Consider the following 13,581-nt stretch of genomic DNA (forward strand, 5'->3'; position numbering starts at 1 on the left):
GAACGGCGACATGAATTCCTGCTGTCCGGATGCGGGCGGGACGGGAGTTCCAAGGAAAGGACGCCTAGTGCGCAAGGTTTTTCAGGAAGAGCTGACCCAGGTGGGTGACCAGCTGGTGGAGATCTCCCGGCTGGTCAGCGAGGCAATGGACAAAGCCACCACCTCGTTCCAGGTGGCGGACGTGGATCTGGCCCAGGATGTCATCGCAGCGGATGCCCGCATCGACTTCCTGCAGAACAGCCTGGATGAACGGGCCATCGACATCCTGGCCCTGCAGGGTCCCGTTGCCAGCGATCTGCGGATGATCGTGGGCTCCCTGCGGATGAGTGCCTCACTGGAGCGCATGGGTGACCTCGCCCGGCACATCGCCCAGCTGGCCCGCCTCCGTTTCCCCTCGATCGTCATCCCGGAATCCATGACGGCAACATTCAAGAGCATGGCCGATCTGGACCAGGAGATCGCGGACAAGCTCACCGTCCTCCTGGAGACCCGCGACCTGGAGGTGGCACGGGACATCCTGAAGGCCAATACCGCCATCAACGATCTGCACCTCAGCGTCTTCAAGGCCATCGCGGATACGGAGTGGGCCGAGACGCCTGCCACGACGGTGGATGTGGCGCTGGCCAGCCGGTACTTTGAGCGGTTTGCGGACCACGGTGTCTCCGTGGCGCAGAAGGTCACCTACCTGGTGACAGGCGCATGGCAGCCGAACGGCATCGAACACAGCTGACAGCACCTGCTGCTGAAGGGACGACGGCGGGCCGGTCACCAAAAGTGACCGGCCCGCCGTCGTCCCTTCAACCTTCTAACACAGCGTGTTCTTCGGCCGGAGTGCGTCTAAGGGAGGAACGACCGAGCAACCGGCGAAGAACCGCGAAGTTTTACTTTTTACCCTGGTTGGCCACGGCCAAGATTGCCTCTGCAGCGGCATCGGGATCCAGGTAGGTGCCGCCCGGCTTGATGGGCTCGAAGTTTTCGTCCAGGTCGTAGACCAGCGGGATGCCCGTGGGGATGTTCAGGCCTGCGATGGCTTCGTCACTGATGCCGTCGAGGTGCTTGACCAGTGCGCGCAGGGAGTTGCCGTGGGCGGTGACAAGGACGGTCTTGCCGGCCTTCAGGTCTTCCTTGATGTCCGATTCCCAGTACGGCAGCAGGCGGACCAGGACGTCCTTCAGGCATTCGGTGCGGGGAAGGGCGTCGCCGAGGTCCGCGTAGCGCGGGTCGTGGGCCTGGGAGAACTCGGAGTCATCGTCCAGGGGCGGCGGCGGGGTGTCGTAGGAGCGGCGCCACTCCATGAACTGCTCCTCGCCGTATTCGGCCAGGGTCTGGGCCTTGTCCTTGCCCTGCAGCGCGCCGTAGTGGCGTTCGTTAAGGCGCCAGTCGCGCTTGACCGGGATCCAGCCGCGGTCAGCTTTGTCCAGGGCGATGTTGGCGGTGTTGATGGCCCGCTTCAACAGGGAGGTGTAAAGGATGTCCGGGAGAATATCGTTCTCAACCAGGAGCTCCCCGCCCCGTGCTGCTTCCTGGCGGCCCTGGTTGTTGAGGTCTACGTCCACCCAACCGGTGAACAGGTTCTTGGCGTTCCATTCGCTGTGGCCGTGGCGCAGCAGAATCAGCTTGTAAGTCATGATTTTCATCCTAGCCGAGCGCCGCTGCCGGCCGCCCAGCGTTACAGCCGGTGCTCCGCCAGCGTCACGAAACACCCGGTACGGGCCGCAAGGGCGGCAACGATAAGGTGGGGCGGTGGTGCAAAAAGCTGAACGGGTGGCCTCCCCGCAGATATCGGGCAGGAATCCGGCTGGCAGGCAGGGCCGGCCGGTGGGCAACGTCACCCGGGGCACCACCAACCCGAACCGCATGCGCCGGCTGGACCGCTGGCTGACAGGGCCGCAGGCCTGGCGGCTCCGGTCCTCCGCGGACCCTTTGGTGGTGGACCTGGGATACGGCGCCACCCCGGCCACCGCCGTCGAACTTTTTGAACGGCTCTCTGCTGTTCGGCCGGACGTCCGGGTGTGCGGGATCGAGATCGAGCCGGAGCGCGTCCGTGCCGCCCTGCCCCTGCAGCGGCCCGGGTTGAGCTTTCATGTGGGCGGCTTCGAGATTCCGATTCCGGGCAGGCCAGTCCTGGTCCGCGCTTTTAATGTGCTGCGCCAGTATGAGGAAGCGGATGTGCCCGGCATGTGGCGGCTCGTACAGGACCGGCTGTCCGGGGAGGGCTTGTTTATCGACGGGACCTGCGACGAAATCGGGCGGCGGGTCACGTGGGTTGCGCTGGATGCGGAGCGGCCGCTGTCATTGAGCATTTCGGTCCGGTTCGGCAGTTTTGCCCTTCCGTCCGATGTTGCCGAACGGCTTCCCAAGGCGTTGATCCACCGCAACGTTCCCGGCGAACCCGTCCATGCCCTGATGCAGGCGATGGACCGGGCCTGGCTGGAGTCCGCCCCGCACGGGGCCTTCGGGAACCGGCAGCGCTGGCAGTCCATGTGCCGCCTTTTGCGCGATGCCGGGTGGCCGGTGCAGGACGGGCCGGCGCGGTGGCGGCTGGGCGAGCTGACGGTGGACTGGGAAGCGGTGGCCCCGCGGGCCTAAGCGGGGCCCACGCCGGCAGGGTTCCCTGGGCGAACTTGCGAGCCCAGGGGGCCGGTGGGATTACCAGGGACCGTATGGGCCGGTATTGCGGCTGCCGCCTCGGCCTGCATCCTTGACTGCGGGCCGGACGTCAGCCAGGTAGACGGATGCTGCCACGACGGCTGCGAGCCCGAACAGCCCCAGCGTGCCGAAAAGGCCGCCGCCGCTGCCGAAAAACGAGATGACGCCCACCAGTGCGGCGCCGCCGGTGAGTGCCAGCCAGAAAGTCTTGGTCCTCTTGCCAGTGGCTTCGAAGGCATTTGCCCGGTGGCGGGCGCAGTCCACCACGGCCCAGAGTTCAAGCGCAAGTGCCACCAGGGCAAGAAGAAAGAAAATTGCCTGTTCTACAGGCCGAATAAGAAGTTCACCGTCCACAAGCCCAGCCTAGCCGCCCAACGCGTCCAGCGCCTGCTTCAGGTCGGCCCAAAGGTCCTCCACGTTTTCAATGCCTACGCTGAGGCGGACCAGGTTTTCGGGAACACTGGCCGGTTCCGCGGTGTGCCGGCGGCGCCTTTCGATCAGTGATTCAACCCCGCCCAGCGATGTCGCGGGAAGCCACAGTTCCAGCGCGCGCACCAGCGCGTCCGCGGCGTCGGCGCCGCTGCGTCCTCCCGCCGGTGCCACCTGGATGCAAATGATCGAGCCGAACCCCTGCATCTGTGCCTTCGCCCGTGCGTGTCCCGGATCCGTGGGAAGGCCTGGGAACCGGATGGATTCGGTCAGCGGGTGGGCCGCGAGCCGCTCCGCCAGGACCAGCGCAGATGCCTGGGACCGCTCGATCCGCAGGGCGAGCGTCCGCAGCCCGCGCAGGGCCAGCCATGCTTCGAACGGGCCCGCAATGCCACCGTGGATGATCCGGTGGTGAAGCAGTGCGGAGCGGATATCAGGGTTGGACGTCACGAGGGCACCGAGCACGACGTCGGAATGGCCCGCCAGGTACTTGGTCACCGAATGCAGGACGACGTCGGATCCCAGCAGCAGAGGTTGCTGGACCAGGGGGGTGGAAAAGGTGTTGTCCGTGACCACGATCGCTCCGGCAGCGTGTGCGGCCTCGGTGAGGGCAGATATCTCCGCGATCCCCAGCATCGGATTCGTGGGGCTTTCCAGCCAAAGCATGGCAGCGGACCGCGCAGCCGGGCCGCGGGGCGAGAGCGCTTCCTTGACGGCGTCAGTGTCCGCAATGTCCACGGTCCGGAGTTCGATGAAACCCTTTTGGGCAAGCTCGGCGGCCATTACCAGCGAACCCGAGTAGCTGTGCGTCGGCATGACCAGCACTCCCCCGGCCGGAATGAGGGAAAGTGCCGAACTGACGGCGGCGAGGCCCGAAGCATAGAGGAGGCCGGGCAGTTCCGAGCCTTCAAGCTGGCCGAGCGCTTCTTCGAAGGGATCCCAGGTGGGATTGGAGTACCGGCCGTAACCGCGGTCGCCGTCAGCAAGCGGACCGCTGCCGAAGTATGTGGAGGACAGGACGATGGGCGGGTTGACCGGCTGGTCCCTGCCCCTCGGGGGACGTCCGGCGGCCACCACTACCGTCTCAGCTGCCAGGGAAGCCGCTTGCTGCTCGGAAAGACTCATGGAGAAAAGCGTACTGTTCACTGCCGGCAGCCTTAAACGGCGCCACACTTCCTGTCCACATGGCCCTGGCCGCAAACTGCACTTGACGGTGCGGATCGGTAGGCTTGTGAAGTGAGCAAACAACGGGCGGGCCTTTTCATCGCGTTTGAGGGCGGGGACGGCGCCGGCAAGTCCACCCAGGCAGCCCGGCTCGCGGACGCCCTTGAATCGCGGGGACTTAAGGTCCTGCGAACGCGTGAGCCCGGCGGCACCCCCATCGGCGAGAAACTGCGGTCCCTGGTCCTGGACCATGGCCAGGGGCACATCGACGCCCACACCGAAGCCCTGATCTTTGCGGCCTCGCGCGCAGCGCACGCCACCCAGGTCATCCGGCCCGCGCTTGAACGCGGCGAGGTGGTCCTGACGGACCGCTACATTGATTCGTCCGTTGCCTACCAGGGAGCCGGCCGGAACCTTGGCAAGGACGCAGTCCGGTCCATTAATGCCTGGGCCACCTCCGGCCTGGAACCCCACCTCACTGTGCTGCTGGACGTTGACCCCGAAGTGGGGCGGCGGCGCAGGACTGCCGGTGATGCTGCCGAGGACCGGCTGGAATCCGAAGCTGACGAATTTCACGTGCGGATCCGGGATGCCTTCCTTGAGCTCGCGGCCAGCCGTGCCGGGTCCTACCTGGTGCTTCCGGCGCATCTTCCCGTCGATGACCTGGCCGCGCAGATCCTCCAGCGCGTGGAGGCCCTGCTCGCCGCCGCGGAGGTGGGCAGCGCATGACTGTATGGGACGACCTGCAGGGCCAGGCCGCCGTCGTCGAACAACTGCGCCAGGCCGCCAGCGGCGAAAACCTGACACATGCATGGCTCTTTACCGGCCCGCCGGGCTCCGGCCGGTCGAATGCTGCCAAAGCCTTCGCGGCCGCGTTGAACTGTGACCAGGAGGATGTCAGCCGGCGCGGTTGCGGGCAGTGTCCCGCATGCCTGACCATCCTGGGCGAAACCCACTCCGACGTCACGTTCGTACGGACCGAAAAAGTCACCATCACCATCGATGAAGCCCGTGAACTGGTAGCCACCGCAGGCAACCGGCCCTCAGCCGGCCGCTGGCGGATCATCGTGGTGGAGGACGCCGACCGGATGGCCGAGCGGACCACGAACGTGCTCCTGAAGGCCATCGAGGAACCAACCCCGCGGACGGTATGGATGCTGTGCGCCCCGTCCCCGGCTGATGTACTGGTGACCATCCGCTCCCGTTGCCGCAGTGTCGCGTTGCGCCTGCCGCCCGCCGCTGACGTGGCTGCCCTGTTGGTGAAGCGCGACGGCGTGGAGCCGGCTTTGGCGGAGCGTGCGGCCCGGGCGGCGCAAAGTCACGTGGGCATTGCCCGTCGGCTTGCCCGGGACCCTGCGGCCCGGGAGCGCCGCCTGGAGACGGTGCGGTTTCCATTGGGACTGCGCGGGGTCACCGCCGCGGTGATGATGGCGGAAAAGCTGGTTAAGATTGCCACCGCCGAGGCCACCAGTTCAAATGAGGAACGCGATGCCGCCGAGAAGGCGGCGCTGCTGGCAACGCTCGGGGCGCCGGAATCGGGCACGCTCCCGCCGGCCATGCGAAGCCAGGTGAAGCAGCTCGAGGAAGACCAGAAGCGCCGTGCCAAGCGGTCCGTCACCGATTCCCTGGACCGTACCCTGACAGACCTGCTGTCCTTCTACCGTGATGTGATGATCATCCAGCTCGGGAATGCTGTGGAGCTCGTAAACGTTGAGTTGAGGGGTGAATTGGAGGAGTTCGCCAGCCGCTCCACTCCAGAAGCGACCCTTGCCCGCATGGATGCCATCAACAAAGCCCGCGAACGCATTACCACCACCAACGTTGCCCCGCTGTTGACCATTGAGTCCATGGCAGCCAGCCTGATCTAGCCCCTCCAAGGAGACCCGATGACTGCCCGCCCCCTGCCCGCACGCCCCGCATCCTGGGTGCTTGCAGTACGCGCCGCCGGGGCTATGGCCCTTGCCATGGTTCTGGCCAGCTGCAGCCTCATGAACGGCGGCGACCGCAACCAGGAGGCAGCCACTGCAAAGGCCGATCCCTCGATTGTGGCGTCCGCTCCGGCCGGGTTGGAGGAGTTCTACTCACAGGAAGTGGTGTGGGAGCCGTGCGAAAACGGATTCCAGTGCGCCAAGGTCAAAGTGCCCATGGACTACGGCAACCCGGGCGGCGAGGCCATTGAGCTCGCGGCCCTGCGCGCCCCCAGCACGGGGAACAAAACAGGCAGCCTGCTCGTCAACCCCGGTGGGCCGGGGGCATCCGGCTACGATTTCGTCAAGGACGCCGCGGGAACGCACTTCTCGCAGGCGGTGCGCAACGCGTACGACGTCGTGGGCTTCGACCCCCGGGGAGTGAAGCGCTCCGCCCCCGTGGCCTGCATGACGGACGCCGAACGGGACGCGGCCCGAGCCAAGATCTACAACCTGGACACGGACGCCGGCCTGCAGGAAGTGCTGGCGGACAACAAGGCCATCGCCGCCAAGTGTTCCGAGCAGACCGGGCCAGTGCTGGCCCACATCGATACCGTGAGCGCCGCGAAGGACCTGGACATCCTCCGCGCCGTAGTCAACGACGCAAAGCTGAACTATCTCGGCTACTCCTACGGCACATTCCTGGGATCCACCTACGCGTCGCTGTTCCCGGACAACGTGGGACGCATGGTGCTGGACGGGGCACTGGATCCGTCCATCAGCAACGAGGAGCTGACCCGCGGCCAGGCACGCGCCTTCGAAAAGTCCATCCGGGCTTACGTTGAGAGCTGCCTGAAGCAGGATGGCTGCCCGCTGAGCGGAAATACCGATTCAGGAGTGCAGCAGATCCGCGACCTGATCAACGCCGTACAGCAGACGCCCCGCACCGCCAAGGACGGCCGGGTGGTTAACGCCACCATGTTCGTCAGCGGCCTGATTACCCCGCTGTACAACGATCAGAGCTGGCCTGCACTCACCCAGGCCCTCGATGCGGCCATGACCGGCGACGTTAGCCTGATGCTGCGACTCGCAGACCTCGGCGCCGACCGGGCCTCGAACGGCACGTACACGTCCAACTCAACATTCGCGTTCAATGCCATCAATTGCCTGGACTACCCCATGGAGTCCGACGCCGCAGCCATGCGGGCCGAACAGCAGCAGCTGATGCAGGACTCCCCTACCTTCGGGTACTTTTTCGCCTACGGCGGCACCAACTGTGCCGACTGGCCATACAAGAACGTCCGCACTCCGGCGCCGGTGGAGTACACCGGGGAAGCGCCGATTGTGGTCATCGGCACCACCGGCGACCCCGCCACCCCGGTGGAGTGGGCCGCCTCGCTCCGCAAGCAGCTGGGCAACGCCTCCCTGCTGACCTGGAAAGGCGAAGGCCATACAGCGTACGGCCGGTCCAACAGCTGCATTGAAGACCCCGTTGACCGATACCTGGTGGGCGGTCAAGCCCCGGCCGACAACACGGTGTGCTGAAGGCCTCAGCCCTAGGTTCCCGGCCATTTTGACCCGGGTGCGGGGACTCTATTACAGTTGACTCTTGCATGAAGGGCCCGGTTCGTCCGGGAAAGAATGCGGTGCTTCCTTAGCTCAGTCGGTAGAGCGTTTCACTCGTAATGAAAAGGTCATCAGTTCGATTCTGATAGGAAGCTCGGGATAAACCCCGGACAGCCCCTGGATTCAGGGGTTTCCGGGGTTTTTCGCTGGTTAAGCGGCTGGCACTGCCCGGGGGCAGTGCACACTTATGGCACACTTTGATCCCCTTCCAAATACTTCTGGCTCTTAGAGTTGCGATTCTAGCCATCACGGAGAATCTCTTGCCGGAGGCTATGGTGGGGCTATGAGCCTCACCCAGTGGGCTGACGATCTCGCCTACACCCTTAAAAACTCAGGTCATGGCATGGAGCAGGTCACCTTGGCGTCCGCCGAAGATCCCGAGGACTGCGCACTGATCCTCGACACCGCTCGAACAGTCGCAGCTGCAGCGGGATGGCCGGTTACCGAGCTATCACCGAAGGATCTCAGGGAGCTGCAGTCTCTTCCACGACACGGCTACCTGATAATTCACGCAGGTCGGACGGGCTCCCTCACGAGGTGCCCACAGCCGTGGCGGCATTCCAGCACTTAGTCGGTGAAGATTTGCAGGTTGCCCTACTGGTCTTGGGCGCACCGAAAGTCATTCGGACGCTGCGACGAGAACCAGGACTGGGTTGGCTGAGCCGCGCATGGCCCGTGAATGTTCCGAAGTTTCCCGAGGAAGGGTAATAGAACGGTGGCCATGGATCCGCAGCCGAGACAACCTCCTGCTAGCGCAGCTGTTGCCTAGTGCATAGGCACCCAAAAGCCCAGCCAAGCACCCCTAATCAGGGGCAGGAGCGGTTCCACCACTGCGACCCAAGGGCCCACATGCTCGTAAGGAACTACCTTGGGTCCCGATCCGATGCCCACGACCATGTAGAGACCGAATCCAGGCTTTAGGCCCGCGGCCGCAGACTGCGCCCAGACGCTCAACAAGTTTCGGGCCGATCAGACGGTCTAATACCGGCGGTCATCAACGCAGCAGGGCTTGGACAAGCGATTCAGGACCGGATTCTCAGCGGGGTGACCTCTGGCATCCTATTCTCCGCCCATTGGACAACAACGACGTTCCCGCCCCAGGAGCCTTCGTGGGCAAGGACGGGAAACCGAGAAGGGTGCGCTCTGCGAACGGGGCGCGCCTTTTTCGTGCCCTTGGGCTAGGGGGCGGTCAGCTCCGGCAGCTCCCCCAGGAAAACTGTCCGCGGGCCGAGGCCAACTGCCTCAAGGATGGGCCCGCGCAAGCGCCGGAGCGTGCTCCGCGCGGCACGACACAGATGCGGTGACACCGTCCGCCTGGTCGATTTGAAGCCATAAAACTCGACGACGTCCTCACCGAGATTGCCACGGCTGGCAGTTAGGGTGGTCCCGTGAATCCGTCGCCCAGCCCAATCCCCGTCACCGTGGTGGCCCCGCCGCCGGAGTGGTGGCAGATCGTTGCTGCCCTCAGTCCTTTCGCGGTGCTGATCGGCGCCATCGTCGCCGGCATCATTGGCTTCAACCAGATCAAGCAGAAGCGCGAGGCGGACAACCGGGCCGAATGGTGGAAACGGACCCAGTGGGCCTTGGACGCCGTCTACTCCGGGGACCCCAAACGGGGTACCGTCGGGCTGAAGGTCCTCACTGTGCTGGCAGAGAGCAAATTGGCAGGGCCCGGTGAGCTGGACGTTCTGGAGGCCGCATGGGAGGACCCACTCAGCGAGGTGGAGGAGCAGCAGGCTGAGCGCAGCTCTAAGCCGCCCACCCAGGGGACGTTCGTGGCTGGAACGGAAGAGCCGCGCGTGAAGCGCGGCGGTGGCGACGTGCTGCGTGACGGGCCGTTCGTCATTGACGGCACGGGGGCTCGCATTCTCGGGGTGGACGATGAGCCCGGACCACGGGACAATGAAGAAGACGACGAGCCACAACCGACCGGAGGAGGACCACGATGAGCACAGCAACCCATCCGACCCGCCACGGCGCCCACGCGGCCGCGTCAGGCGATTCAACGACGCGCGACCAGGACACCCGGGCCATGCAGATCGCCGCTGCGCAGCTCAGGTTGGTCACAGACCGCCGTCTGGGAAAAACGACCCCCGAATGGGTCAAGCAGCTGGCGGCCGAGAAGCCTCACTCCCGCGCGTCCTAAAGTGTCCTACGACATTGACCACTGACGAGCCGGTCCCTGAGAAGGGGCCGGTTTTCTGTTTTCCCAACAACTCCAATCCTTGCTAAGCCCGCGCTTGGCACATAGGCTCATGCCGTGAGCGGCCGGGACGGTATCCGACAAGCGGAACTGACCGGCAGCCCGTGAAGGATGCAGTAAATGGCAACAGGTACGGTCAAGTGGTTCAACGCCGAAAAGGGCTTTGGTTTCATCGCCCCCGACGACGGAAGCGCTGACGTGTTCGCACACTATTCGGCAATCGCATCGAGCGGCTACCGCTCACTGGATGAGAACCAGAAGGTTCAGTTCGACGTTACCCAGGGTCCGAAGGGTCCCCAGGCAGAGAACATCCAGCCGCTCTAGCAGCACCTAAGAAGGCTGGCCGGCCATTGTGGTCCGGCCAGCCTTCTGCCATGTCTGGCGTCGCCCGCGCGCCCTCTGCGACCGGCGCTGGGCCTCGATGATCAACCTCTACCAGCCACGGCTACCGGAGCGCCGTGCGTAGCCGTTCCGACAAGTCTTCGAGGGATTCGCGCCATTCGGGTTCATCGGCGTCATCCCACAGCTCCGCTAGCTCGGACTTCTCCCCAGCCACCCGCTGGATTGCCTCCAGCGCCCTCTCGACATCCTCCGCGGCGATCTCGGCTCCGTGCGCGGTCACCCAATCAGCGACGTTCTCCGGCAGATCCCCGGTCGGATTGCCCTGGCTGGCTGCGGTAATGTCGGCGGCCGCGATGGCGACACTACCCTCCGGCGCCCCCGACGTAGCCGTTGCCCGTTGCGGCAAGAGCCCCACGAATAACCTCCGGTCCGCCGGATTCGAGCTCGTCCAGCCAGTCAAACGCGTCGTCGTTCTCAAATGGAAGGAAGCCCCATGCGCCCATCGACCATCACCCTTTCCTAGCCGGTTGTTGTTGGCACCAGCATGGCAGTCCCCGGTCGGGTGGCAAGGCATTTCGGCTTATGTGTCCGGAGGGCGATATGCCTGGTGGAGGTGGGAGCCGGCATAGGATTGCCGGTATTGGGGGTCTCTTTGCTTGTGCTTGCGCCGAGGGTATTTCCGCCTCATACCTATCGACCAGGAGAGCACTTGCATCATGATCGCCGGCATCCTCCACTTCGCCAGGCACGGCGGTGCCAGCACACCGTTCAACGGGTGGATGAACTTCTTCCTCATCGCGGGCTCCATTGGCTGCCTCGTCACCGGAATCGTCATCCTGGCCAAGCAACGCAAGCGCGAGGGGCAACCCCTTGGCTGGTGACGTCATTCTCCGGGCTTACCGTGATCGCCTGCCTCGGATTCATGGCCGGCGGAAACTCGGGGCTACCGGGCGCACCGTTGATGATCTTGCCCTTCGCACTGGCCACTCTGGTCTTGGCAATCCTGGTCGTGACGAAGGACAAGTCGCAAGGCCCAATTCAGCACAGGTAAGCTCCTGGACGCCGGCGAGCCAGCAGATCCTACCCGGGAATGTTGAAGAAGGACTTCGGGTCGTCGGCGCCCAGGAGATCGTGATGGAAGGCGACGGCGTCGATCGGCCGGGTGTCCACAAACAGGACCGCAACCTGCCGGGAGTGGACCACGGTGTACCGCACGGGCCCGTCCAGCCAGGAGTGGATCCCGGTGTACTCCCCCACCTCCAGTCCGTCCCCGAGTAGTCCCCGCTCCTCGAGCAGGTCTTAGACAACATTCCAGGCGAGATCCATCAGTTCGTGGATCGCCGCCTCAACCGTTGGAGCCGTCATAGCTCCATGGTCCTCCCGGGGTGTGACAGGATTGCGGACCCTGCGATCGTTTCCTGAGGGGAGTGACCGTGGGCCGGTCCCCCAAGTAATGGCACCATGTCCCCTGCGGGCTCTCGCCCGTGACGGCTCTGTGCTGGACCAGCAGGAGAACGACCTGGAGTGGACCAGCAATGACCCGTTCAGCGCCTGCCCCGGTCCGTTCTCGACTCCCCCAATCATTCTCATTGTGAATTGACGCTGGGTATCAAATCAGACCCAATCCTGGTCTCTGATTGGGGCTAGCAGTCTTCCCCGGCGGGTGGCTGGGAAGGAGCCGTCGCGACCGTCGAAAGCAATGACTTCGCCGCCGACAAGGCCAACCTGCGCGGCGAAAAAGGTTGCCGTTCACCATGCCCTGAAGCGTCGGGGAATGCTCGACGCCGATGCCATTAGTCCCCCGGCGCCGCAGCAATTTATTTTGTAGGCGCTGCGATCAGGCCTTTAGGAAAGCACGCCTCCGAGTTAGGCAGCGTTTGACTTGCGCCTCAACGAGACGCTCCGTAGCCTAGGCCCCACTGCAGCGCAAACATTCATGGACTGCAGAAACACAGGCTCAGCCGAGTCTGAGAAATTCGTATTGGGGGATACATGTCGTACAACAAGCAAGCTTGGAAACACGTCTGCCGACTGGTTGCGACCATCACTGCCGTCATGGCAATCATGGTGGCATCGGTTGGACCCGCCGGTGCCGCTGGCGCCAAGACGATAGCCACGTCCGGCTCAGGCGTCGCCCTGCTTCAACCAACTCCCGCTCAGACGCAGGAGGCCCTGGACCGCCTAAGGCAAGCGAAGTCATCTGACCCGAGTGGCTTCGGGGAGCGGCTTCGCATCATTGAAGAATCAAAACCACTCACCGCTTTTCTTTCGTCCGACAGCCGCTTTGACAGCAGGCTTCAGCAAGAATTCCTAGCTGCTTCAATGCCAACTGACGTCCTTAGGGCCTTGGTCGAACTAACTGACAGCGGTTACCTTTCGCTGGAAGTCAGTGACGGACCGAATAGCTCCAAAATTGCGAAGATCGTCAAGGCAAAGCCAATCATGGTTGGCGGAGGAAAGGGCAGTATGGGCATGCAAATGGCGTTTCCGCAATGCCCTGCAGCTTGGGCAGCACTCTGGGCATGGTGGGGCACCAACGCCGCATTCTGTGGTGCACTCGGATTCTTCGGCCCGATGGCAGCCCTGGGATGCTCAGCCGCCATGGCCATCGCGGGATCTGTAATCGACTTCAACCGAGGATGCTGATGAACAAGAAATCAATCGCAAAAAACTACTGGCTTGCACTCGCGGCTATGTACGGACTGACCTTGAGCGTCGTCGCAGTGGCCGAAACGCCCTGGCCGCTGATCATGGGCGGCGCGTTTATCCTCTTCGCCGTCCTGCATAGCATCCGTTACCGCCAACTAAGCCGAAACATACAGGGCAAACTCGCAACCGCCAGCCCTGGCGTAGGGGTGGTGGGAGCCGTATTCGGCGCCGCGGCGGTCCTCATCCACGGCACTCCAATAGCCCTCTGGGCCGGGCCTCTTCTAGGTGTCATCGCCTTCCTCGGAATGTACCTTTACCTTCACCGGTTTGGACGATTCTTCAGCCAACCAAACGAAACGGCTACCTGACCTGACCTAAACAGGTGGCATGTGCCGAGCTGAAATAGTTGGGCCCTGGATAATATCCAGGGCCCAACTGCGTGGAGCGGCCCGACTAAGGAGAGAGCATGCAGGACAAGAGCTCAAGATCGAATCAGTTAATCCCGAGGATTGGCCAATTCGCTTCCGCGCCGTCCTCCCCGCCCCTTAGAGAGTTCCCACAGGCAGAACGACTACGTCGGGGGGACGTACGAGCATGAGTGGGATCCAGACC

17 protein-coding genes and 1 tRNA gene are annotated in these 13,581 nt (G+C 63.9%); 12 read left to right on the top strand and 6 right to left on the bottom strand.

Going from position 1 to position 13,581, the window contains the following annotated elements; genetic code table 11:
* The first annotated feature begins 67 nt into the window (after nucleotides 1-67).
* Nucleotides 68-730 carry a phosphate signaling complex protein PhoU gene (gene phoU, locus AC5RVY_RS05550; RefSeq protein ID WP_493953727.1) on the top strand — a complete coding sequence of 221 codons (663 nt, stop codon included), beginning with the start codon at nucleotides 68-70 and terminating at the stop codon, nucleotides 728-730.
* A 151-nt stretch (nucleotides 731-881) separates the two neighbouring features.
* Here the strand turns inward: phoU and AC5RVY_RS05555 are convergent, their stop codons facing one another.
* Nucleotides 882-1,628, bottom strand: a complete 747-nt coding sequence (locus tag AC5RVY_RS05555; protein ID WP_493953728.1) for a phosphoglyceromutase — start codon at nucleotides 1,626-1,628, stop codon at nucleotides 882-884.
* A 115-nt stretch (nucleotides 1,629-1,743) separates the two neighbouring features.
* Between AC5RVY_RS05555 and AC5RVY_RS05560 the strand changes: the two genes are divergently transcribed.
* A complete protein-coding gene (locus tag AC5RVY_RS05560) occupies nucleotides 1,744-2,589 on the top strand; it encodes a class I SAM-dependent methyltransferase (protein ID WP_493953729.1) in 846 nt (281 codons plus the stop codon).
* Nucleotides 2,590-2,649: 60 nt separating this feature from the next.
* Here the strand turns inward: AC5RVY_RS05560 and AC5RVY_RS05565 are convergent, their stop codons facing one another.
* Nucleotides 2,650-3,003, bottom strand: a complete 354-nt coding sequence (locus AC5RVY_RS05565; RefSeq protein WP_493953730.1) for a DUF2516 family protein — start codon at nucleotides 3,001-3,003, stop codon at nucleotides 2,650-2,652.
* Nucleotides 3,004-3,012: 9 nt separating this feature from the next.
* Complete coding sequence (locus AC5RVY_RS05570; protein WP_493954255.1) at nucleotides 3,013-4,203, bottom strand: trans-sulfuration enzyme family protein; 1,191 nt, start codon at nucleotides 4,201-4,203, stop codon at nucleotides 3,013-3,015.
* A 111-nt stretch (nucleotides 4,204-4,314) separates the two neighbouring features.
* On the opposite strand from AC5RVY_RS05570, the gene tmk reads away from it, so the two are divergent.
* The 7 genes from tmk (at nucleotide 4,315) to AC5RVY_RS05605 (ending at nucleotide 10,302) form a co-directional block, all read left to right on the top strand.
* A complete protein-coding gene (tmk, locus tag AC5RVY_RS05575) occupies nucleotides 4,315-4,971 on the top strand; it encodes a dTMP kinase (RefSeq protein WP_493953731.1) in 657 nt (218 codons plus the stop codon).
* The gene (locus AC5RVY_RS05580) at nucleotides 4,968-6,110 is read left to right on the top strand and encodes a DNA polymerase III subunit delta' (protein WP_493953732.1); all 1,143 of its coding nucleotides are present in this window, start codon (nucleotides 4,968-4,970) and stop codon (nucleotides 6,108-6,110) included. Before tmk ends, AC5RVY_RS05580 begins: the two co-directional genes overlap by 4 nt.
* A gap of 18 nt (nucleotides 6,111-6,128) precedes the next feature.
* Nucleotides 6,129-7,694 carry an alpha/beta hydrolase gene (locus AC5RVY_RS05585; protein WP_493953733.1) on the top strand — a complete coding sequence of 522 codons (1,566 nt, stop codon included), beginning with the start codon at nucleotides 6,129-6,131 and terminating at the stop codon, nucleotides 7,692-7,694.
* Between the two features lie 103 nt (nucleotides 7,695-7,797).
* Nucleotides 7,798-7,870: transfer RNA gene (locus tag AC5RVY_RS05590), tRNA-Thr, on the top strand.
* Nucleotides 7,871-9,163: 1,293 nt separating this feature from the next.
* On the top strand, nucleotides 9,164-9,724 hold the full coding sequence (locus AC5RVY_RS05595; protein ID WP_493953734.1) for a hypothetical protein: 561 nt from the start codon (nucleotides 9,164-9,166) through the stop codon (nucleotides 9,722-9,724).
* Nucleotides 9,721-9,921, top strand: coding sequence for a hypothetical protein (locus AC5RVY_RS05600; protein WP_493953735.1), 201 nt, complete (start codon nucleotides 9,721-9,723; stop codon nucleotides 9,919-9,921). The genes AC5RVY_RS05595 and AC5RVY_RS05600 overlap by 4 nt, the downstream gene beginning before the upstream one ends.
* 177 nt (nucleotides 9,922-10,098) lie before the next feature.
* Nucleotides 10,099-10,302, top strand: coding sequence for a cold-shock protein (locus AC5RVY_RS05605; protein WP_012622991.1), 204 nt, complete (start codon nucleotides 10,099-10,101; stop codon nucleotides 10,300-10,302).
* Between the two features lie 121 nt (nucleotides 10,303-10,423).
* Here AC5RVY_RS05605 and AC5RVY_RS05610 read toward each other — a convergent pair whose 3' ends face one another.
* A complete protein-coding gene (locus AC5RVY_RS05610; protein ID WP_493953736.1) occupies nucleotides 10,424-10,735 on the bottom strand; it encodes a DUF4259 domain-containing protein in 312 nt (103 codons plus the stop codon).
* Nucleotides 10,683-10,823: a DUF4259 domain-containing protein gene (locus AC5RVY_RS05615; RefSeq protein ID WP_493953737.1), complete on the bottom strand. Its 141-nt coding sequence runs from the start codon at nucleotides 10,821-10,823 to the stop codon at nucleotides 10,683-10,685. The genes AC5RVY_RS05610 and AC5RVY_RS05615 overlap by 53 nt, the downstream gene beginning before the upstream one ends.
* A gap of 213 nt (nucleotides 10,824-11,036) precedes the next feature.
* On the opposite strand from AC5RVY_RS05615, the gene AC5RVY_RS05620 reads away from it, so the two are divergent.
* Nucleotides 11,037-11,201, top strand: a complete 165-nt coding sequence (locus AC5RVY_RS05620) for a hypothetical protein (RefSeq protein WP_493953738.1) — start codon at nucleotides 11,037-11,039, stop codon at nucleotides 11,199-11,201.
* A 199-nt stretch (nucleotides 11,202-11,400) separates the two neighbouring features.
* Here AC5RVY_RS05620 and AC5RVY_RS05625 read toward each other — a convergent pair whose 3' ends face one another.
* Nucleotides 11,401-11,577: a hypothetical protein gene (locus AC5RVY_RS05625; protein ID WP_493953739.1), complete on the bottom strand. Its 177-nt coding sequence runs from the start codon at nucleotides 11,575-11,577 to the stop codon at nucleotides 11,401-11,403.
* Between the two features lie 735 nt (nucleotides 11,578-12,312).
* On the opposite strand from AC5RVY_RS05625, the gene AC5RVY_RS05630 reads away from it, so the two are divergent.
* Together AC5RVY_RS05630 and AC5RVY_RS05635 are read left to right on the top strand one after the other, a co-directional pair.
* Nucleotides 12,313-12,966, top strand: a complete 654-nt coding sequence (locus tag AC5RVY_RS05630; RefSeq protein ID WP_493953740.1) for a hypothetical protein — start codon at nucleotides 12,313-12,315, stop codon at nucleotides 12,964-12,966.
* Entirely contained in the window at nucleotides 12,966-13,337 is a 372-nt protein-coding gene (locus tag AC5RVY_RS05635) for a hypothetical protein (protein ID WP_493953741.1), read from the top strand. The genes AC5RVY_RS05630 and AC5RVY_RS05635 overlap by 1 nt, the downstream gene beginning before the upstream one ends.
* Nucleotides 13,338-13,581 lie beyond the last annotated feature (244 nt).

Source organism: Arthrobacter sp. Ha26, assembly GCF_059091705.1.